This window comes from Cupriavidus sp. 291-E7 (assembly GCF_057798835.1).
The window spans coordinates 1-20,241 of record NZ_JBYOJV010000032.1 but is presented as its reverse complement, the minus strand read 5'-3'; the positions used below and the strand labels follow the sequence as shown (position 1 = coordinate 20,241).

Here is a 20,241-nt window from a genome sequence, read left to right as displayed (position 1 = left end):
CCGACTCAATAGTCGACCGTCATCGACAACTTGAACGTCCGCGGATTGCCGATGTACAGCGTGTTAGCCGAAGTCGAGACGCTCGCCCAGTAGGCCTTGTTTGACACGTTCTCCACGGCGGCACGCAGCGTGTAGCGCATCTGCGAAGCCTTGAAGGTGTAACGGGCACCGAGGTCGAAGCGGTTCCACGACGGCAGCGCAATCGTGTTCGTCGTGTTCGCATACTGGCGGCCGGTCTGGATGAAGCGGCCCGACACCGTCGCGCCGGCCAGGAACGGCAGGTCATACTCGCCGCTCAACGTCATGCTGTAGTTCGGCACACCCACGCCCTTCTTGCCTTCGGTCGCCGCGTTGCCCGTGTTCTGGTACTGCGAGTCGATATACGACACACCACCCAGCAGGCGCACACCGCGCAGCGGCTCGCCGAACACGCTCAGTTCCACGCCACGGTTACGCAGGTCCTGCAGGCCGAACACGTTGTTCGACTGCGTGGTACCAATCGGTTGCTCGATCTGGAAGAAGGCCAGCGTCGTGCCGAACGAGCCGGCGTCGTACTTCACGCCTGCCTCGTGCTGCTTCGACTTGGTCGGCGGGAACACTTCGCCACGGTTCACTGCCGTGTTGCCTGCCGTCGGACCCTGCGCCAGGCCCTCGATGTAGTTGTAGTACACCGAGAGATTCTGCAGCGGCTTCACGACGAGGCCGAACATCGGCGACGTCGCCGAATCGCTGTACGTCGACGTCTGCGCGCCCGTTGCGGTGGCATAACCGCGTACGTTGATCACCTGCTGACGCACGCCGGCGGTCAGCAGCACACGGTCGTTCAGGAAGCCGAGCGTGTCAGACACGGACACGCCGTTGAGGTTGGTCCGCTGCGTGACAAACGGATCGGACATATTGCCCGTGGCCGGTGCCGACGGATAGGCCACAATCGGCGCATTGTAGAGATTGGTCGCAAAGCTGCTGGAGAACTCAAAGGCGGTGGCCTTCTTCTGCTCCAGACCCGACCAGCTCAGATTGACCGTGTGCTTGACCGGTCCGGTCGTGAACTTGCCGCGCACACCGACTTCGCCGCTATACGTGTCCTGCTCGAACGGCACGGTCAGGCGGGTTGCGGTGCCAAAGCCGTTGTTGCCTACCGTGGCGCCGCTGTAGCTGCCGAACTCATTGGTGTGGTGACCGCCGAACGCGGCGTATGCCGTCCAGTCCTTCGTGATGTCGTACTCCGCGCGGATGGTGCCGTAGATATCTTCCAGCGAGGAATTGGTCCACGGTTGCGCGAAGTTCGTCGTGGCGGAGGGCACGGCCGGCAATGCGGTGCCCGACAGGTTGACCGTGCTGCGGCCCTGATAGATGCGCTGCTTCTGGTAGCCGAAATCGGCGTTCACACGGAAGTTATCACCCTGGTAATCCATGCCCAGCGTGAACAGGCGCTGCTGACGGCTTTCGTTGTCGATGGCCGTATCGCCGCCGCGCGCCATCGCATTGACGCGCACGCCGAACTGCTTCTTGTCGCCGAAACGACGGCCCACATCGATGTGGCCGCCAGCCTGGCCGTCGCTCGTGTAGTCGAGTGTGCCCTGCGTAATCGGTGCAGCCGTGGCGTACTTCGGCACCAGGTTGATCGAGCCGCCGACGGTGCTGCCGGTGGCCGACACGCCGGTCAGGAACGCGTTGGCGCCGCGGAACACTTCCACACGCTCCAGCCCTTCGGTCGACGCGAGCTGGCGCGGCGCGATGCCGTACAGGCCGTTGTAGCTCAGATCGTCCGAAGCAAGCTGGTAGCCGCGCACCACGAACGTCTCGGCGAAGTTGCCAAAGCCCGAGCTCACGCGAATCGCCGGGTCATCGGCCAGCACCTGACCCACAGTGCGTGCCTGCTGGTTCTGGATCTGCTCCGCCGTGTACGACGTGACGCTGAACGGCACATCCATGAAATCCTGGTTGCCCAGCACGCCGATACGGCCGCCGCGCGCAACCTGGCCGCCGGCATAGGGCGCGGGCAGCTGATCCGGCGATGCTTCGCCCTTGACGGTCACGGTCGGCAGCGTTTGCTGTGCCGATGCCTGCGCGGCAGGCGGGGCGGCTTCCTGGGCAAACGCCAGCGACGGCAGCACGCCCGCCGCGGCCAGGGCCGTGACGATGTGGCGAAGGTTGGTACGAGAAGAACGTAAGGCGCGCGCGCGAGCGCGGGGTACGGCAAAAGACAAGATGACACTCCCAAAAATGAAAACGATTTCTCCAGCACCGCGATTCCCGACGCGGCGGACAGACATGACCTGTGTCCGTAAATAGCGGCATCGCTCTGCTGGCGATGCTCGTGACCTGCTTATGGCTGCATGAGCCAGGGCGATGCCAACGCGGCGGCAACGCCCACTGCAATCGAGGCATTGGCTAGGCGTGGCGCAGCTTGCGGCGCCCACGAAAACGCGCCGACCACGGTCATTGCACCGACCGTCAGCACGCCTGCCCAATACACCACGCCGAACGCCCAGCCTTCAGCGAGTACACACGCCGTCAATGCCAGCGCCAGCGCGATCGTTCCCTGCCAGCGCAAGCGCGTGACGCGCGCCGGTGCGGGGACGCTGCCTCGGCCAAACATGTCGGCGTGGTGGCGATCCATCGCCTGCGCCAGCCATGCAAATCCCGCAATCGCAAAGCCCAGACCCGCCACGCAGGCAGCCCCGACCGAAATCGTTGCGATCCCATCGGTCATTGCGCAACCTCCTGCGACACCGCGCGCGGTGCGGTCGCCTTGCGCGTCACCGTGCTGCGACGGCCCAGCATCCATGCCGCGGCACCCAGGCCAATGCCAAGCACCAGCACGGTCAGGTCGAAGCCCGCCACCACGGCCGGGCCGTGAAGCAGCGTGACGCCCAGATGGGTCGACGTCGTCAGCGCGTTGAGCAACGGCAGGCCGGCAAACAGCACCGCGCCGGCCCATAGCTGCGCGCGCCACATCGCGCGAGTCGGGCGCCATTGCCCGAGCACGGCCGCCAGTGCCCAGGCCGCGAAGAATGCCTGAATCTCGGTAGCCTGACGTTGCGCCAGATCGACTGGCAGCAAGCGGTTGGCCCAGAAGTACACGGCGATGGCGATAGGCAGCCCCGCGATGACGCCCAGGTTCAGCGCCTCGACGAGCCGCAGCCCAAACGGCGTGCGCCCGGTTGCGGCGATACGCTTCGCGTGACTCTGGCGTGTTTTCACGGCCCACAGCAATGCACCCGTCGCCACCATCAGGCAGCCCGCGATGCCGGACGCGAAGAACAACGCGCGCAGCAACTCCGGCGCGAAGTGGGCCACATGGAGTCCGACCATCGTGAAACGCGTGGTGCTGGCAGGCGCGACTTCATCGCCCAGCTTCGCCTGCAGCGCGCCGGTGGCGCCCGCGAAAACCACTGTGGGCGCCGTCGTGCGGATATTGCGGCCGTCTTCGCGCGTCACCGACACCGTGGCATTGGCCTTGTTCGGCGCGTCCACGACGATGCGCCGTGGCGCCGCGCCGTCCCAGTGCGAGGAGGCCTGCGCCAGCATCGGTGCGATAGGCGCGAGCGGCGCGGCCTCCGTCGACGCCTTGACGCGCGGCGCGCGCGCCGCCACCTCGGCATTGAATGCCTGCTCGTTGCCCTTGTACACGGCCTGAATTCCCCAGGGCATATACATGAACAGCAGCGTCACCAGGCCCGTGTAGGTAATCATCAAATGGAACGGCAATGCCAGGACGGCCACGGCGTTGTGGGCGTCCAGCCATGACCGTTGCCCCTTGCGCGCACGGAACGTGAAGAAATCGGCAAAGATGCGCCGGTGCGTAATCACGCCGCTGATGATGGCCACCAGCATGAACATCGTGCAGAAGCCGATGATCCAGCGCGCCCAGATCGCGGGCATGTAGTGCAGATCGAAATGCAGGCGATAGAGGAATTCACCGCCTCGGGTATCGCGCGCACCGGGCACCGGTTCGCCGGTGGCGGCATCGAGCGTGCGAATCTCCAGCCGGGCGCGCGGCGATTTGCCGGCATCGGCAGGTGTGGCCTTGCGGGTCCAGAACATCGAGATAGCCGGATTGCGCTCGTCCGGCATTGTGATGAACCAGCGCTCGGCGTCGGGCGCCTCGCGTTGCAGATAGGCGTAGGCGCGCTGCGCGGCGTCTCCGGCGGGCACTTTCTGGCCGAGCATGCCGTGCAGCTCGGGCTTCATCCAGATCGTGATCTCGTCCTTGTAGTAGCTGGCGGTACCGCCGCAAAACACCAGGAACAGCACCCAGCAGACCAGCAGGCCCGACCACGTATGCAGCCAGGCCATCGACTGGCGCAACCCTTGCCCTTTTTTGAGTTCACTCATCACGCACCACGCAGGGCAAGCCAGCCTAGCGCCAGCACGGCGGCTGGCACGATCAGGCCGATCCACGCGCGCCAGGCGGTATCGGCGGCAAACACCCAGACCACCGCCAGCGCGAACCAGAGAAACGACAGCAGCGTGGATGTGACCACGGCCTCGGGCCGGGCCATGCCGGTCCATTGCGCCAGCACCAGCGAGACGCATCCCGTAGCCAGTGCGGCCACGGCATAACCACCCAGGATGGCGGCCATCGCACGCGAGGCAATCGCCATGCGATATCCGAGCGGAACGCCCTGCTTCATGTCTGTCTGCATCGAAAAAATCCAGCGCACATGATAAGCGTTCTCATCTGCATTGTCTTCAAGGACGTACGACGAGATACGTTTCCGGCACAAGACATTGGCAGACATGTCGCAAATGGCGCAAATCCCGCCTGGCGTCGCGGAATTAGGGCGCCGATATTCGCACAGAGATTTTCATTGAATTCTGCATTGCAGAATTCTCGTTCCGCCGTGCGGTTGACACTCGTCGAAGAACGATGGGACGATCCACTTCATCGAATACCGGCGACTCTCGCAACGCCGGACAGCCTTACCGGAGACATCATGCGCAGTACCGCCGTACCCGCGGCCCGTTCTGGGCCCGCAGCCGCCTCGCCCGCATCCACTGCTTCCTCCCCTGCTTCACCGCCACCTTTCGAGCCGGCGTTCGATCGCCTGCATCAGACGATGGCGCCCTGGGTGGCCAGCGCGCCCGACCGCGTCGCGATCGTGGATGCGCACCGCGCGCTGCGCTACGCCGAACTCGACATCGCCGTGCGCGAGACGGCGGACACGCTGTCGAAACTCGGCGTGCGTGGCGGCGACCGCGTGGTGCTGGTGACGGAAAACAGCGTGGGCTGCGCGGTGGTCCTGCTCGCATTGAGCGCGCTCGATGCCTGGTCGGTGCCCGTCAACGCGCGGCTCTCGCAACGTGAGATTGCCAACATCGTCGAACACGCCGGTGCGCGCGTGACGCTGTATCTGGACAACGATTTCCCCGAAGCGCGCGAGCACGGTCTGGCGCGTGGCGCGCAATGGGCCGAGTGGACGCACGTGGGCAAGCTGCTGGTCAGCGCCGTCGATAACAGCGTGACGCCCGAGCCCGTGGAAGCCGACCCGCGCCAGCAGGTAGCGGCGATGATCTACACCACGGGCACCACCGGTGCGTCGAAGGCCGTGATGCTGACCCACGCCAACCTGATGTTTATCGGTCATTCCAACCGCATGCAGTCGCGGGTGCAGCCCGGTGACCGCATCTACGGCGTATTGCCGATCTCGCATGTGTATGGCCTGTCGGTGCTGCTGGTCGGCCCGGTATCCAACGGCGCAACGGTCTACTACGAGCCGCGCTTCCGGCCCGAGAAGCTCGTGCGCGCACTGATCGACGACCAGTTGACTGTGCTGCACGGCGTGCCGGCCATGTACGCCAAGGTGATCGAATGGGGCCGCGCCAACGGCCAGTCCCTGCGCACGCCGTCGCTGCGCATCGCCCAGTCTGGCGGTGCGCCGCTGACGGTATCGCTGAAGGCTGCTTTCGAGGACGCCTTCGGCATCGTGCTGAACAATGGTTACGGCATGACCGAGACTTCGCCAACGGTGTGTCAGACCCGCGTGGAAAGCCCGCGCAGCGACTGCTCGGTTGGTCCCGCGGTACCCGACGTCGAAATCCGACTGGGCGAGCTCCTGCCCGACGGCAGCGGCGAGCTGCTGGTGCGCGGACCCAACGTGATGAAGGGCTACTACCGGCGTCCCGACCTGACCGCACAGACCATCGACAGCGATGGCTGGCTGCATACCGGCGACCTAGCGCGCATCGAGGACGATGGCGCGGTGTCGATCGTCGGCCGGTCCAAGGAAATCATCATCCACTCGGGCTTCAACGTGTATCCCGAGGAAGTCGAACAATCGATCAATGCGTTCCCGGCCGTGCTGCAGTCGGCCGTCGTGGGGCGCACGGTGGAAGGCAACGAGGAAGTGATTGCGTTTGTCGAGATTCGCGGCGGCATGACGCTGGACGAAACGGCGTTGCGCGCCTTCCTGCGTGAGCGCCTTTCCCCCTACAAGATTCCCGCCGAAATCCGCACGGTGGCGCAGCTGCCCGCCGCGCCGTCGGGCAAGATCCTCAAGGCCCGGCTGCGCGAGCAGCTGGCGGCCGGCAACGTATGAGCAGCCTCATGGAAGATACCCTGATCGACCTCGCGGACGCGCCGGAAGCCGGCACGTCGCCCGCAAGAAAAGACAACCGCAAGGAAGACCGCCATTTCGTCACCGCGCTGGCGCGTGGACTCGACGTGCTGGCCTGCTTCCGCGCGTTCGATGCCGAACTGGGCAACGCGGAACTGGCGCAGCGCTGCGGTCTGCCGAAATCGACCATCTCGCGCCTGACACACACGCTGACCGAACTCGGCTACCTGCAGGCGCTGACGGACCCCGTGCGCTATCGCCTGGGCAGCTCGGCGCTGGCACTGGCACCGGCCGGACAGCAAGGCGTGGACGTACTGTCCGTGGCCAAGCCGTTTATGCAGGAACTGGCCGAATTGTCGCAAGGCGTGGCATCGCTGATCGTGCGCGATCGCGGCCGCATGCTGATCTACGAGAACTGCCAGTCCGAGAGCTACCTGACGCTGCGTGTGCCCGTGGGCAGCCGCGTGTCGGGCCTGACCACCGCCGCGGGCCGTGCTTATCTGCTGGCCCTGTCGCCAGCCGAGCAGCGCCAGGCGCTGACGGCCTTCCGCGCCGACGACAAGGTCAGCGCCGCGCAGGCCGAAGGCATCCTGTCGAACTGCCGCGACGAGCAGCGCCGGCTGGGCTGCACGACGTCGTTTGGCGAATGGCTGCCCGACATCAATTCGATTGCGCTCGCATTTCGCCCAGGGTCATCGCTGCCGCCGATGACGTTGAGCTGCAGCGGGCCGAACGCATTGGTGCCACCCGCGCATCTGCTGGAAAAGGTGCGGCCGCAGTTGCGGCACCATATCCGCAAGATCGAAACCGCGCTCGGCGTCGCGGCCTGAAGCAGCCACGGCCGCCTGCCAGTCAACGCGGCGGCCGGTCGCCTCCCTGCCGGTCGTTACCCTTTCTCGCCATCGTCGGAACCGTCGTCCCGGCGGTACGGCGGGCTCTTCGTCAGCCTGCCATCGAAGCGCGCATGCAGAGCGTTTTCCAGGCGGCCACCCAGCCTCAGCAGCAGCATGCCAAGCACCAGCGCGGTCACCACGATCGCGTAATAACCGGCGCCCGAGGCGGCCCCCAGTATGGCCGCCAGCCAGATGCCAGCCGCCGTGGTCAAGCCTTGCGGGCGATCATGCACGCCATGCCGGGCGATCACCCCCACCCCCAGAAAACCCACGCCGGTCAGCAGCCCCTGCAGCACGCGCGACATCGCATCGGCCGGGTGGCTGTCCAGCGTCACCAGGCAGACTGCCGTGGCGGCGCCCAGTGACACCAGACCGAGTGTGCGCATGCCGGCCGCCTTGCCGTGCAGGTTGCGGTCCAGGCCGATGACGGCACCCGCGGCAAGCCCGCCAAGCAGGCGCCAGAACAGTTCAAGCGAGAAATGGTCCATGTCGGCAAGCTTAGCGCGTGTCACGTCGACATGACAGTCGGGATTGCCGTACGATTCAGGTTCCCAATCCCTCGATCGGAACTGATCAAATGCCCCACCTCGTCATCGAACTCACCGAGAACACGCGCCTGACCTGCTCGCAGGAGGAGCTGCTCGACGAAGCCAATGCGGCATTGCTGTCGAGCGGCCAGTTCCAGGAACCCGATATCAAGTCGCGCTGTGTCACGCTGTCCACGTACCGCCAGGGCACCGAGCAGGCCGACCGTGCCTTCGTGCATGCCACGCTGCAGATACTGGACGGCCGCGACCAGGCCGTGCGCAAGCAGCTGGGCGAACTGGTAGTGAATGCGATTTCGGAAATGGTGCGTCCCGGTGCGCCGGGGCAGACCGTGCAGGTGACCGCGAACGTGGTGGAAATGGAACGTGCGACATTCTCCAAGCAGATCGTCGGCGGCTGATTGAGGCCGGCCGAATGCAGGCGCGGCAATCCTGGCCTAAGCTGAAACCTGCACCAGCCACGCCCGGCCCGCCACACGGCGGGCTGCCGCCAGCCATCCGCCGATAGCCGAGGGACTTCGCATGGACACGCCATTCCACCCGTTTTCGGACCTGTTCGCACAGCTCGGCCTGCCGTCCGACGAGGCCGGCATCCGGGCCTTTATCGCCAGCCATTCCCCGCTGCCCCAGGACAAGGAGCTTTGGGAAGCGCCGTTCTGGACGCCTGCCCAGGCCACCCTGCTGCGCGACGAAATCATCGAGGATGCCGACTGGGCCGAGGCCGTCGATCAACTCAACCTGGCGTTGCGCGCGCCGGTCTGAGACACCCGCAACGACGATGGACGCCCGCGCTCGATCGGGACTACCATCGTTCACCCACCCGGCAGGTGATTGCGACCCGCCACCCGCCGCGCCGCGGCGGGCATGCCAGTACGCTTTGGAGATCGTCATGCTGCTGCGCCGTCCTGTCTGCCAACTTGCAGTGACCACCCTGTTGCTTGCCGGCCTGACGCCCATGTTCCACGGGCACGCGCAGACGCCGCAGCCGTCCGCGGCCGACGCCGCCATCAACGACGCGATTTCCGATGCGGTGCGCCAGGGCTCGATCCGGTTCCAGCCCACCCCCGCACAACCTCCCTCTCTGGAGGAGCAATGCGACAAGCTGGCTCTGGAGATCGGCGAGACCCCGCGCCGCAGTTATCGGCCGTCGAACTCGCCGGTCGAAAATAGCCAGGGCAACGAAATCTCCACGGTCGAACGCGACCGGACACGCCGCCAGCTGCAGAAGGTCTATCAGGAAAAGTGCATGCAGTAGACCGGGGACGGCCGTATCTCCCATAAATTGGGACGATCAATCCTAAGCCCGCATAATCAGGCGAAGGGAATCTTTTCTTCCGAAAAATGGTATGGAGCGTAAGACGAGTATTTTCGTCTCGCCATACCTTATGTTGATTTCTCGCGCTGCCTGAAGCCACACCGACAATAGCCGATATCAAACCAGCCCTGTATCAGCCAGAATCCCGGAAGCGTCGCAAGCAGGAAAATCGCTCACCAATCCATTTACCTGGTTTTGGCTCCGGGCGTGGCCGTAAACGTGGGAAAACTGTCATCCCCTAACCGCGTAAAGCGGACTGATCTCGAAGCGCGCCCGCGCTCGCCAGTTGCCGAACGATACGCCGACCCCCAGCATGCGGCGTCATGTGTCGCCCATGTCGCGGTACAAAGGTACACAGGCACCGGTACAAACGTCCCAAACCAGTCGAATGCATCTTGTGCGCCTTTCTCTGGCTACCCTACTCTGGACTGCTGCCAATATCATCGCCAACGGTCGAGATTTGGCATTTTTACCGATGTCCATTATTGGGATTGAGAAATCCCGCTCGAACATATGGGAGCCACGATTAACCCGATGTCCAGCGAAGCGTCCCTGTCGTCGACCAGATTGCTGGAAAACAATTGGATTGCGGTAACTCCCGCCAAGGTAGCCGTTCTTAATGCGCTGCAGCGAAGTTCGCAGCGACATTTGAGCGCCGAGCAGCTTTGCGCTGCCATGCTGGAAAACGGCGAGCTGCCTGGAATATCCACCCTGAAGAACGCGATATATGAGCTTGCGAGCTTCGGCGTGCTGTCACGTGTTTTGGTGCAGGAAAAGAAAAATCGGATTCAAACGTTCTACGAACTGGCAAACCAGTCATCCCATCGACACTTGTACTGCGTACGGTGCGGCTCAATCGATGAGGTTTTCGATGACGATTTCGAGCGGACCCTGCTGAAACACTTCAGTGCGCACGGACTCAGGGCTGCCAATGTCGACCTGGCTATGGTCGGAATATGTTCGAGTTGCGCGGATCGATGATGAACTGAAGGCAGACTGGCAACCGGCCGCGCCAAGCACCGCCGCCAACGGTCGCTGCCCGTCGTGGGCAGGTCAGCTTAGCCCGCTGGGCAAGAACTTTTCAAGAAGGGTGGTCTGTTTTGGATTCTCGCGTGACATAGCTAGTGAGACCTCCTCTCACGTCACGCTGTCAGATTCCACGTATGCCCGTTCAAAGCCGCTCTTCTCGCACGACGAAACTATTCCCGCGCACCGTTCTTGCAACCGCGCTCCTTGGCTCGGTCTTCACCCACGTCGCCCCAGGCTTCGCGCAGGGAACCCCGCCGCATGTCACGCCGGTTTCCCGCTCGTATGACATTCCAGCCGGCGCCCTGCAAACGGCGTTGAACCGGTTCGGCCGCGAATCTGGCATTTTGCTGGCCTTTACTCCCGAACAAACGGCGAATCTGACTACCAATGGCCTGCGCGGCCAATACACGGTTCAGAGTGGCCTGGACAAACTTCTGGAGGGCACCGGCCTCGGTGCAACCCAGGACAACGGGAGCTATCTTCTTGTACGCAGGGAACCGGCAGGTCAAGCGTCGCACGAATCTTCCAGCGGACCGACTCTTCCCCAGGTGACCGTAAGCGCCGCGGGCCCTACCGAGACTTATCGTCCGCAACCGAGCCCCTCCACGCTCCGCTCGGATTTGCCGCTTCAGGATACGCCCCAGGTCGTCAACATTGTTCCGGCACAGGTGCTGCAGGACCAGCGCCCCCGCAATCTCGACGATGCCCTGGGAAACGTCAGCGGCATCACTCAGGGCAATACGCTGGCCGGCACGCAGGACACCATCATGAAGCGTGGCTTCGGTGGTAATCGCGACGGCTCGATCATGCATAACGGCATGCCCCTCGTGCAAGGTCGCGGCTTCAACGCGGCGGCGGAAAGCGTGGAAGTGGTAAAGGGGCCGGCGTCGCTGCTGTACGGGATCATGGACCCCGGCGGCGTGGTCAATATCGTCAGCAAGGTTCCAGAGCTGAAGCGCCATACCGAGCTGTCCCTCCGAGGCTCCACCTATGGTCACGGCAAGAACGGCGCCGGTGGCACCCTCGACACGACCGGCGCCATTGGTGACACGCCACTCGCCTACCGGCTCGTGGCCGACTACACCGACGAGCAGTACTGGCGCAATTTCGGCATCCATCGTGAAACGCTGATCGCGCCGTCGGTGGCCTGGTATGGGAAGGAGACGCAAGCCGTGCTGTCGTACGAATATCGGAAATTCCTCTATCCGTTCGACCGTGGCACGGCATTGGACCCTCGCACGAACGAACCGCTGCCGATTCCCAGCCGACGCCGACTCGACGAATCATTTAACGAGATGAGCGGCGAGTCACATCTGGCGCAACTGTCGGTGGATCACCAATTCAACGCCGACTGGAAGGGCCACTTCGGTTATAGCTACAACCGCGAGACCTATGACGCGGGACAGCTTCGCGTGAATGGCGTGAACACGAGCAATGGAACGCTGACACGCAGCAACGATGCAACGCACGGTGCATTGAGCACGGACAGCTACGGCATTGCCTACGTTGATGGCAACTTCAAGCTGGGCGGCATGCGCAATAACCTGCAGGTTGGCATGGATAGCGAGTATCGATTGATTTATCGAGCCGACCTCCTTCGCCAGGCGACGACGAGCAAGTTCAGCTATTTGAATCCGGTGTATGGCCTTGAAAGCCCTTCCACCACGGTCTCTGCAAGCGACAGTGACCAGACCGACTCGCTTCACAATACGTCGGTCTTCTTGCAGGACAGCCTGTACTTGACCGACAAGTGGATTCTCGTGGGCGGCGTTCGCTTTATGAGTTGGAGCCAAATGGCCGGGCGTGGGCGACCATTCGTCGCCAACACCGATATTTCGGGAAACAAATGGCTGCCGCGCGCCGGCGTCGTTTACAAGGCAACACCCGCACTATCCGTGTATGCAAGCTACACGGAATCGCTCAAGCCAACTTCCACGATTGCACCGCTTAGCAGCGGCGTCGTCATCGATTCCTCGATCGCGCCTGAAGAAGCAAAATCCTGGGAACTGGGGACGAAGGTGGACTTTGTCGGCGGGCTGACTGGCACGTTCGCGCTGTTCAACATCGACAAGAAGAACGTACTGGTTTCTCAATTCAACGACGTAACGAAGCTGACCGACTGGCGCACGTCCGGCAAAGCCCGCTCACGCGGTGCGGAACTGGATCTGTCCGGGCAAATTGGCACCCGATGGAATGTCATCGCGAGCTATGCCTATATCGATGCCAAGACCACCGAAGATCCGCTGTATGCCGGAAACCGTCTATGGAACGTGGCCCAGCACACGGCGTCTCTATCGGCCGTCTACGACTTCGGGCAGATATTTGGCGGCGACCGGCTCCGACTTGGCGGCATGGTTCACTATGTTGGCAATCGTCCCGGTGATTCGGCAAACAGCTTCACGCTGCCGGCCTACACCCTCTTTGACGCATTTGCCACGTACGAAACGCGCATCAGCGGCCAGAAGGTTCGGTTCCAACTGAACGCGAAGAATCTCTTCAATCGCGTGTACTACCCGTCGAGCGCCAATCGTTACTTCGTCGCTGTCGGCGACGCGCGGCAGGTCTCCCTGATCACCACCTTCGAGTTCTGACCCATGCCTGGTCTCTTCCATACACATCGCTGGACTGTCGCGGCCATTTGCACCGCAGGCGCGATCTGGTCAGCGGCAGCCTGCGCCGCCGAACGCAATATTGCGCTCGTCACGCAAGTCTCCGGCCCCAGCGCCGCCGTGGACCAGATGGTGAAGAACCATCTGGAATCACGCGGTTATCACGTCAAGATCTACGATCAGGACGTCTCCCCCGATGTTGTCGCCAACGTCGATTGCATCATCCTTTCCTCGACCGTCTCCGCGAAAGCGATGAAGGCCGGCTGGAGACAGCTTCCAGTCCCACTCATGACCTGGGAGAACGATTATCTCGATGATTTGGCGATGACAGGAAAACGCCATGACACCGACTTCGGGGAAGCACCACGGGAGCGTTATGTCTGGCTTGTGAATGCCCCGCATCAGGCAGCCGGGGGACTCCCCACAGGGGTCGTGAACGTGTACCAGAAGCAGGGCCCCATGAGTTGGGGTAAGCCGGGCCTTGGCGCCAGCACCATTGCCACGCTATATGGGCAGCCAGACAAGGCGGCGGTCTTCACCTACGAGAAAGGCGCCACGATGGACTACGAGTCCATCGCACCGGCACGCCGAGTGATGTTCTTTCTGGATAACGAAACGTTCCCGAATCTCTCGCGCGAAGGACTTCGCCTATTCGATGCCACGCTCGATTGGGCTGCGCAATCCAAATCGAAGTAATCAGGCGGCGGGCCCTTGTATCGAATCCGGATTCAGTGGGCGAACTGACTGGTCGGCACGACCAGGAGGTCTTCAAGAAAGTAAGCGGCCAGTTGATGACGGCCGTTGAGATTTGCCTTCGCGTACACGTTGGCCGCGTGCTGACGAACAGTCTTGGCACCGCATTTTCTCGCTTGGGCGATTTCCTCAAGCGACAGTCCCTTCACGAGCAGCAGAGCTACATCCTTTTCCGAGGGTGTCAGCTTCCAGGATTCGAACTGCACTTGCATGGACTGAAGGAAATGCCGCGTCGACTGCTGCGACACCTCGTCCCTTTCGGCCACGGCTCGCTGCGCGGCCTCGGCGGAAGCCTTGAGGTTCGCAAAGTCTTTTGCCGCACGGCGCCGCTCTCGAATCACGACGAAAAGAATTGCGACGAACGCCAAGGTCGCGACCGTTTCGGTGATGACATGAAAGTCGGCACCGATGGCGAAGAGCTGATACAAGTCCCACGCCTGATAGGCCGGGAAAACAATCAGTAGGAAAGCGAGTTTGGTCGGCATGGTCGCGAACTCTGGACGTTGACTCCCCTGTCACAGTGCACGACGGCTCCGAACGGGAGCCCAAATGTAACTGATTCTCACTTATCACGAAAGCAGTTTCTCTAAAGAATCAGCCATAAAAGATAAGTTAGCGGCGCTTTTGTGTACCGGGACAGATGTCCTGTGTTGCAAAAGTTCATCAAACATCGCCTGACAAACAGCCAATTTCCACGGGACAAACGTCAGGGAACGGCGCAAATCGGATTGTTGCTGCAAATGATTCGCATTAGGTTTCTCCTGGCTGACCTGCGCTCTGCAGCGGGTCGATAGCAAGAATCCCGGCGTTTTCGCGCGCCGTTGCATCCGAACCTCCGACTCCAACCGTCCTACGTCAATGTCCCGTTCTGCCCGCCGCGGTCACGCGCCACGCCTCACTGTTATCGCCACCCTGGCGTCCGCCCTGATCGCCGGCCTGCCCGCCTCCGTCCTGGCCCAGTCCAATTCTTCCGAGCAGACGCTGCCATCCGTGACCGTCTCGGGCGGCAAGATGCTGCCTGGCAATCCCAACGAGACGGTTAGCACCGGCACCAAGACGGATACCCCGTTGCGCGATATTCCTGCCGCGATCACCGTCATTCCCGAAGATGTGCTGCGCGACCAAGGCGCCATCGACCTGAACTACGCGCTGCAGAATTCGGCTGGCGTTCAGCCGCAACTGGCCGGCGGCTATGGCTTTGCCAATAACTACACGATCCGCGGCCTGGCCATGCGCTTCCTGCGCGACGGATACATCGACGGGCCGAGCCAGAACGGCTACTACCGGACGATGTACGACGTCGACCGTATCGAAGTCCTCAAGGGCCCGGGCTCGGCGCTGTACGGATCAGGCCAGCCCGGCGGCACGGTGAACATCGTCACCAAGCAGCCGCAGCCGAAGTTCAGCGCCGAGATCGGCGCCTTCGGCGGCAGCTTCGGCACCTGGGGCACCTATGTGGATGTCGGCGGCCCCGTCAGCTCGCAGGTCAATGCGCGCCTGATCGCCGATTACGAAAAGAGCGACGGCTACCGTGGCCTGAGCCGCGACATCCGCGAAGTCTCCCCGTCGTTCAGCTGGGCCTACGACACCAACAAGACGCTGACCATCGACTATGACCACCGCGACATCAATATCGTCCCGGACAACTATGGCATCGTCTTCAACAGCCAGGGCAAGATCGCCAGCGCGCCGCGCGATGCGCGCTACTACAGCCCGTTCAACGACACGCGCCAACTGATCGACCGCGTCACGGTCAGCCACGACTGGCGCATTGACCCGTCACTGACCATGCGCACGGCGTTCATCTATGACGAACGCTCGCTCAACATGACCCGCAATGCGGGCGGTAATGGCGGCAACGCCCAGAACCAGATGACCGGCCGTGCCGCGCGGACGCAGCTCGATGACGGCCATTTCATCCTGGCCCAAAACGAGCTGGTCTGGAAGACGCGCACCGGCCCGGTCGATCACACGGTGCTGTTCGGGCTGGAATACTCGGATACCCACATCAACACGGTTCGCACGGGCTACAACCTGCCGAACATCCTCAACATCAATGCACCGGTCGTTCCCGAGACGACGCTGGCTGGCATTCCCGCGGTGCCCGCCCAGGGTTTCAATCGCGTGCTCAAGCAGGAGGACGTTGGCGTCTACCTGCAGGACCAGCTGGCCTTTGGCGAACACTTCAAGCTGCGCGGCGCCGTGCGCAACGACAACGTGAAATTCAGCGACGTCGGCACGCAAGGCACCGCCTTCCGTTCGATCGGCGATACACAGAACCTGACCTCCGGTTCGCTGGGCGGTGTCTGGCAACCCACGCGCGCGCTGTCGTTCTACGCCGGGGTATCGACCAGCAAGTTCATCAACGTGTCGACCGAACCGGCCGCGCTGTCCACTGAGCCGGAAAAAGCCCTGCAGAAGGAAATCGGCGTCAAGGCCGAGTTCCTGGAAGGCAAGCTGAACACGAACGTGTCGCTGTTCGAAACCACGCGCAAGAACTACTACATCACGCTGCCGGGCGCGTTGAGCCCGACGCCCGATGGCCGCGACAAGAGCCGCGGCGTGGAACTGGAACTGTCCGCCTTGCCGATGCCTGGCTGGACCATCCTGGCCAACTTCGTCCTGCAGAACGTGGAAGTGGAATCGAACGCGCTGGCTTCGAACGCGATCATGGGCGTGAACAACCGCAGCATTGCCGGTACTCGCCCGGCCGGCGTGGCGCGCACCGGCGGCCGCCTGTGGACCACCTATGACTTCCAGCAACAGGCGCTGCATGGCTGGGGCGTGGGGCTGGGCCTGACCTACAAGGGCGACAGCTATGCGGATTCGCTGAACCTGTATCAGGTGCCGTCATACGTCGTGCTCGATGCCGCGATCTATTACCGCCAGAAGAAGTTCGACGTCACACTGAACCTGCGCAACCTGACCGACAAGACGTACTACACGTCGCCGACCTTCTCCGGTGCGCTGCCTGGCGACAAGCGAAGCGCAATGCTGACGGCGCGCTACCGTTTCCAGTGAGGACATCATGATTCGCCATTCACTACTTTCCGGACTGGCCCTGACGCTGGCCATCCTTGCCCCGTCCGCTGCGCAAGCCCACTACCTTTGGCTTGAACAGGACAAGGCCGGCGGACATCTCTACTTCGGCGAGTACGAAGAGATGCTGCGCGAACGCTCCCCTGGCCGCCTCGATGAAATGCCGGCGCCCGAAATTCGTACCGTGACCAGCTCCGGTCAGTCGAGCGCGGTGCAGGCAACGCGCGAGGCGGGCGGCTTTGCGTTCGCACGACCGCCGCGCGGCACGTCAATTGTGGCAACGGAAGGCGCCTACGAGGTCAAGGACTGGACGCGCGCCGGTATCGGCATCGTCAAGCCCATGTTCTACGCCCGCCTGGTGGACGGCGTGCCCGCAAGCGATGCGGAGGCCATGACCCTCGACATCCTGCCTACCGCTACCGCTGGCGAGTTCCGCGTCGTCTTCCGCGGTGCCCCGCTGGCCGCGACCGATGTCCGGATCATCGCGCCCAACGCGTGGACACGGGAAGCAACGACCGACAAGGAAGGCAAGGTGCACTTTGATTTCCCTTGGCGGGGTCAGTACATCCTTCACGTCGTGCGTCTGGAGAAGACCCCGGGCAAGTTCAACGGGGTTGCCTACGAGGCCATGCGCCATCGCACCACTGCCACCATCAATGTCTCGCGTGGTTCGGCCACCCAGGTGCCGACCAAGTGGGGCTCGTCACAACCGCATTGATTCGTGGCAATGGCTGGCGGTTATAGGCCAGCACACCGTCTCTGACGCCGCCACTTTCCACGTGGCGGCATCTCCGCGCACCGGTCTTATCGGCAACTCGTCGGGCGCAACGCCGAACTTCCCGACCCTTGCCCTGCACTCTTCCACGCGCTCGTGAATCCACTGCCTGAGAACCAGACCTTGCTGGCGACGCTGGTCCGACACTATGAGGACCTAGTCGATCATGTGCGCCGGCGTTTCTCGGGACGTTCCTTCGCGCGGGACGTTGTGCATGACCTGTGCCTGCAACTACTGGAGCGCCCAAGCCGCACGACGGTAAGGCAGCCATTGGCGCTACTCAGGCGCGCCTCGCTCTATCGCGCCATTGACCGTCAACGCGCGGAAGCAAGGCACGCCAGTATCGTCTCAGAAGCTGAAGCGCAGTACGCCGACGCCATCCACACGATCGGCCCCCAGGAACAGCTCCTTTGGCGTCAGCAGTTCGAACTCATACGCCGTGCCATCGACGATTTGCCGCCCCGATGCCAGCAGGTCTTTTTGCTGCATCGGCTTCATGACATGCCGCAAGCGGAGATTGCCGAGGCATTGGGTATCTCAAGAAACATGGTCGCGCGCCATGTCATGCGCGCAATGTCCACCCTGCGCCCCGTGCTGGATTTCGGCACGGCAAACGGTCCATCCAATGACGCGCAACCGGAGGGGCGTGAGGTATCCTCCGCGCCATCCGCTACCACGCCAACGCACTTTGCCGATGAAAAGACGTGCTGACCCGCCCAAGTCGCCCAGGCAGACCGTGACATCGGGCGACCCATTGGCTTCGTTCAAGGACGCGCTCATCGGGCATTACCCGAGCAAGGATGCATTGCTCAAACAGGCGCGTGTCGAAGTTCAGCGCCGACGCAAGCGTGCCGCGGGAGCCACGGTCGCGGCTGTCAGCGCGTTGATTGCCACGTTGTGGGCCGTCGATCCGGCGTGGCAGTCGTCTCAGATTGCCACCCGTATCGGCGAAAGAACAACCTGGACCCTCCGCGATGGCTCGACCATCCAGCTCAATACCAACTCGGTCGCGGTGGTCGAAAACCACTTGCGCAGCCAGCGCATCGTCCTGGAACAGGGAGAGGCCCGCTTTACCGTGTCTCACGGATGGCGCAAGTTCGTCGTGGAGGCCGGCAATACGACCATTCTGGACATCGGTACGGTATTCAACGTCCGACGCCGCCCAGATGACCCCACTCGCACGGTCGATGTTGCCGTACTGGATGGGGAGGTTGCCGTATCGACCACCAGCGCTCCGCAAGCGATGGCTTTGCTGCAAGGACGCGCCATCGAGGTAACGGCGGGCGGCGCCATGTCCGAACGCGCCACGCACCCCGACCATACGGCGTGGGCCGATGGCCGGCTGGTTTTGGACGGTACGCCATTGCAGCAATTGGTAGCCGAACTTCAGCGCTATCGAACCGCCCCAATACGGATGCGCGATGAAGGTATTGGCACATTGCGACTGTCTGGCGACTTCGACATCAGCAGACTTGAGTCCTTTATCGACACGTTGCCGACCATCCTCCCCGTTGCTGTCGTGCGGTATTCCCCCCATTTCTAGCGGTCGCTGGAAGTAGAGGCTAGGCCATGATGGCCGATCGTTGTTTCGGGGTAATGCCACCGAGCGCCATATTGGGGCGTTCGTGATTGTAAGACCATAGCCATTTTGTCGCGTAGTCCTGGACTTCGGCGACGGTCTCGAACAGGTAATGCGCCAGCCAGTCATACCGCACAGTCCGGTTGTACCGCTCGATATAGGCGTTCTGTTGAGGCTTGCCTGGCTGGATGAACTGCAACCTGATTCCCCGCTTGCGGGCCCAGTTCTTCAATGCTTCGCTGACATACTCCGGGCCGTTGTCACACCGAATCGCCTGCGGCGGCCCTCGCCACTCGATGACCTGATCCAGAGCGCGGATCACTCGCGGTGATGGCAGCGAGAAGTCCACGTCGATGCACAGGCCTTCCCGGTTGAAGTCGTCGATGACATTGAACAGCCGAATGCTGCGGCCGTCGGCCAACTGGTCGTGCATGAAGTCCATCGACCAGCTTTCATTCAACGTCAATGGCACCGCCAACGGTTCGGGCTGCTCACGCACCAGCCGCTTGCGGGGCTTGATGCGCAGGTTCAACTCCAACTGCCGGTAGATACGATAGACGCGTTTGTGATTCCAGCCAAAGCCTTTGACGTTGCGCAGGTACAGGAAGCACAGACCGAACCCCCAGTTGCGCTGGTTGTGGGTCAGCTTGACCAGCCAATCGGCGATGACGTCATTCTCCGTCGAGCTCTTGGCCTGATACCGATAGCACGTCTCGCTCACGCCAAAGGCAGCGCAGGCCGTCTTGACCGTCAGGGCGCGTTCTCGCACGGCACGCATGGCCATCTCACGTCGGTGAGATGGCCTTACCACTTTTTTTCGATGGCTTCCTTCAGGACATCGGCCTTCAGGCGTTCCTCGGCATACATCTTCTTGAGGCGGGCGTTCTCGGCTTCCAATTCCTTCATCCGTGTCATCAGCGCCGCATCCATGCCGCCATATTTGGCCCGCCATTTGTAAAAGCTAGCGTTGCTCATGCCGTGCTCCCGGCATAGCTCCGGAACCGGTGTGCCGGCTTCGGCCTGCTTCAAGATGGCGATGATCTGGCTGTCCGTGAATCGGGAGGTCTTCATGCAAATTTCCTAAGGTACCGCTGATAGAAAATTCTACTTCCCGCGACGCTTACTTTACGGGGGGAATACC

Annotated in this window: 19 protein-coding genes; 12 read left to right on the top strand and 7 right to left on the bottom strand. The window is 62.5% G+C overall.

The window, feature by feature from the left end:
* Nucleotides 1–5: 5 nt before the first annotated feature.
* The 4 genes from AC3FLX_RS31325 to AC3FLX_RS31310 all read right to left on the bottom strand — a co-directional run bounded on the left by AC3FLX_RS31325 (nt 6) and on the right by AC3FLX_RS31310 (nt 4,640).
* Nucleotides 6–2,210: a TonB-dependent receptor gene (locus AC3FLX_RS31325; RefSeq protein ID WP_488701210.1), complete on the bottom strand. Its 2,205-nt coding sequence runs from the start codon at nt 2,208–2,210 to the stop codon at nt 6–8.
* A 119-nt stretch (nt 2,211–2,329) separates the two neighbouring features.
* Nucleotides 2,330–2,716 carry a DUF3325 domain-containing protein gene (locus tag AC3FLX_RS31320; protein ID WP_488701209.1) on the bottom strand — a complete coding sequence of 129 codons (387 nt, stop codon included), beginning with the start codon at nt 2,714–2,716 and terminating at the stop codon, nt 2,330–2,332.
* The gene (locus AC3FLX_RS31315; RefSeq protein ID WP_488701208.1) at nt 2,713–4,341 is read right to left on the bottom strand and encodes a PepSY-associated TM helix domain-containing protein; all 1,629 of its coding nucleotides are present in this window, start codon (nt 4,339–4,341) and stop codon (nt 2,713–2,715) included. Before AC3FLX_RS31315 ends, AC3FLX_RS31320 begins: the two co-directional genes overlap by 4 nt.
* Nucleotides 4,341–4,640 carry a DUF3649 domain-containing protein gene (locus tag AC3FLX_RS31310; RefSeq protein ID WP_488701207.1) on the bottom strand — a complete coding sequence of 100 codons (300 nt, stop codon included), beginning with the start codon at nt 4,638–4,640 and terminating at the stop codon, nt 4,341–4,343. Before AC3FLX_RS31310 ends, AC3FLX_RS31315 begins: the two co-directional genes overlap by 1 nt.
* Nucleotides 4,641–4,943: 303 nt before the next feature.
* Between AC3FLX_RS31310 and AC3FLX_RS31305 the strand changes: the two genes are divergently transcribed.
* Nucleotides 4,944–6,545, top strand: coding sequence for a class I adenylate-forming enzyme family protein (locus tag AC3FLX_RS31305; RefSeq protein WP_488701206.1), 1,602 nt, complete (start codon nt 4,944–4,946; stop codon nt 6,543–6,545).
* A gap of 8 nt (nt 6,546–6,553) precedes the next feature.
* The gene (locus AC3FLX_RS31300; RefSeq protein WP_488701205.1) at nt 6,554–7,393 is read left to right on the top strand and encodes an IclR family transcriptional regulator; all 840 of its coding nucleotides are present in this window, start codon (nt 6,554–6,556) and stop codon (nt 7,391–7,393) included.
* Between the two features lie 56 nt (nt 7,394–7,449).
* Here the strand turns inward: AC3FLX_RS31300 and AC3FLX_RS31295 are convergent, their stop codons facing one another.
* Nucleotides 7,450–7,968, bottom strand: a complete 519-nt coding sequence (locus AC3FLX_RS31295) for an MgtC/SapB family protein (RefSeq protein WP_488701204.1) — start codon at nt 7,966–7,968, stop codon at nt 7,450–7,452.
* Nucleotides 7,969–8,033: 65 nt separating this feature from the next.
* On the opposite strand from AC3FLX_RS31295, the gene AC3FLX_RS31290 reads away from it, so the two are divergent.
* The 6 genes from AC3FLX_RS31290 (at nt 8,034) to AC3FLX_RS31265 (ending at nt 13,650) form a co-directional block, all read left to right on the top strand.
* Nucleotides 8,034–8,402 carry a 5-carboxymethyl-2-hydroxymuconate Delta-isomerase gene (locus AC3FLX_RS31290; protein WP_488701203.1) on the top strand — a complete coding sequence of 123 codons (369 nt, stop codon included), beginning with the start codon at nt 8,034–8,036 and terminating at the stop codon, nt 8,400–8,402.
* A 121-nt stretch (nt 8,403–8,523) separates the two neighbouring features.
* A complete protein-coding gene (locus tag AC3FLX_RS31285) occupies nt 8,524–8,763 on the top strand; it encodes a DUF2789 domain-containing protein (protein WP_488701202.1) in 240 nt (79 codons plus the stop codon).
* 127 nt (nt 8,764–8,890) lie between these two features.
* Entirely contained in the window at nt 8,891–9,256 is a 366-nt protein-coding gene (locus AC3FLX_RS31280) for a hypothetical protein (RefSeq protein WP_488701201.1), read from the top strand.
* Nucleotides 9,257–9,850: 594 nt separating this feature from the next.
* Nucleotides 9,851–10,297 carry a Fur family transcriptional regulator gene (locus tag AC3FLX_RS31275; protein ID WP_488701200.1) on the top strand — a complete coding sequence of 149 codons (447 nt, stop codon included), beginning with the start codon at nt 9,851–9,853 and terminating at the stop codon, nt 10,295–10,297.
* Between the two features lie 182 nt (nt 10,298–10,479).
* Nucleotides 10,480–12,936 (top strand): TonB-dependent siderophore receptor, encoded by a 2,457-nt coding sequence (locus AC3FLX_RS31270; RefSeq protein ID WP_488701199.1) that lies wholly within the window; start codon nt 10,480–10,482, stop codon nt 12,934–12,936.
* A gap of 3 nt (nt 12,937–12,939) precedes the next feature.
* Nucleotides 12,940–13,650 carry a hypothetical protein gene (locus AC3FLX_RS31265; RefSeq protein WP_488701198.1) on the top strand — a complete coding sequence of 237 codons (711 nt, stop codon included), beginning with the start codon at nt 12,940–12,942 and terminating at the stop codon, nt 13,648–13,650.
* A 32-nt stretch (nt 13,651–13,682) separates the two neighbouring features.
* Here the strand turns inward: AC3FLX_RS31265 and AC3FLX_RS31260 are convergent, their stop codons facing one another.
* A complete protein-coding gene (locus AC3FLX_RS31260; protein WP_488701197.1) occupies nt 13,683–14,192 on the bottom strand; it encodes a helix-turn-helix transcriptional regulator in 510 nt (169 codons plus the stop codon).
* A 373-nt stretch (nt 14,193–14,565) separates the two neighbouring features.
* On the opposite strand from AC3FLX_RS31260, the gene AC3FLX_RS31255 reads away from it, so the two are divergent.
* The 4 genes from AC3FLX_RS31255 to AC3FLX_RS31240 all read left to right on the top strand — a co-directional run bounded on the left by AC3FLX_RS31255 (nt 14,566) and on the right by AC3FLX_RS31240 (nt 19,064).
* The gene (locus AC3FLX_RS31255) at nt 14,566–16,728 is read left to right on the top strand and encodes a TonB-dependent receptor (protein WP_488701196.1); all 2,163 of its coding nucleotides are present in this window, start codon (nt 14,566–14,568) and stop codon (nt 16,726–16,728) included.
* A 7-nt stretch (nt 16,729–16,735) separates the two neighbouring features.
* On the top strand, nt 16,736–17,464 hold the full coding sequence (locus tag AC3FLX_RS31250) for a hypothetical protein (RefSeq protein ID WP_488701195.1): 729 nt from the start codon (nt 16,736–16,738) through the stop codon (nt 17,462–17,464).
* 180 nt (nt 17,465–17,644) lie between these two features.
* Nucleotides 17,645–18,232, top strand: a complete 588-nt coding sequence (locus tag AC3FLX_RS31245; protein ID WP_488701194.1) for an RNA polymerase sigma factor — start codon at nt 17,645–17,647, stop codon at nt 18,230–18,232.
* Complete coding sequence (locus AC3FLX_RS31240; RefSeq protein ID WP_488701193.1) at nt 18,216–19,064, top strand: FecR family protein; 849 nt, start codon at nt 18,216–18,218, stop codon at nt 19,062–19,064. The genes AC3FLX_RS31245 and AC3FLX_RS31240 overlap by 17 nt, the downstream gene beginning before the upstream one ends.
* A 19-nt stretch (nt 19,065–19,083) precedes the next feature.
* Here the strand turns inward: AC3FLX_RS31240 and AC3FLX_RS31235 are convergent.
* A protein-coding gene (locus tag AC3FLX_RS31235; protein WP_488696234.1) for an IS3 family transposase occupies nt 19,084–20,171 on the bottom strand; the annotation gives its coding sequence in 2 pieces (ribosomal slippage) (nt 19,084–19,919 and nt 19,919–20,171; 1,089 coding nt in all).
* Nucleotides 20,172–20,241 lie beyond the last annotated feature (70 nt).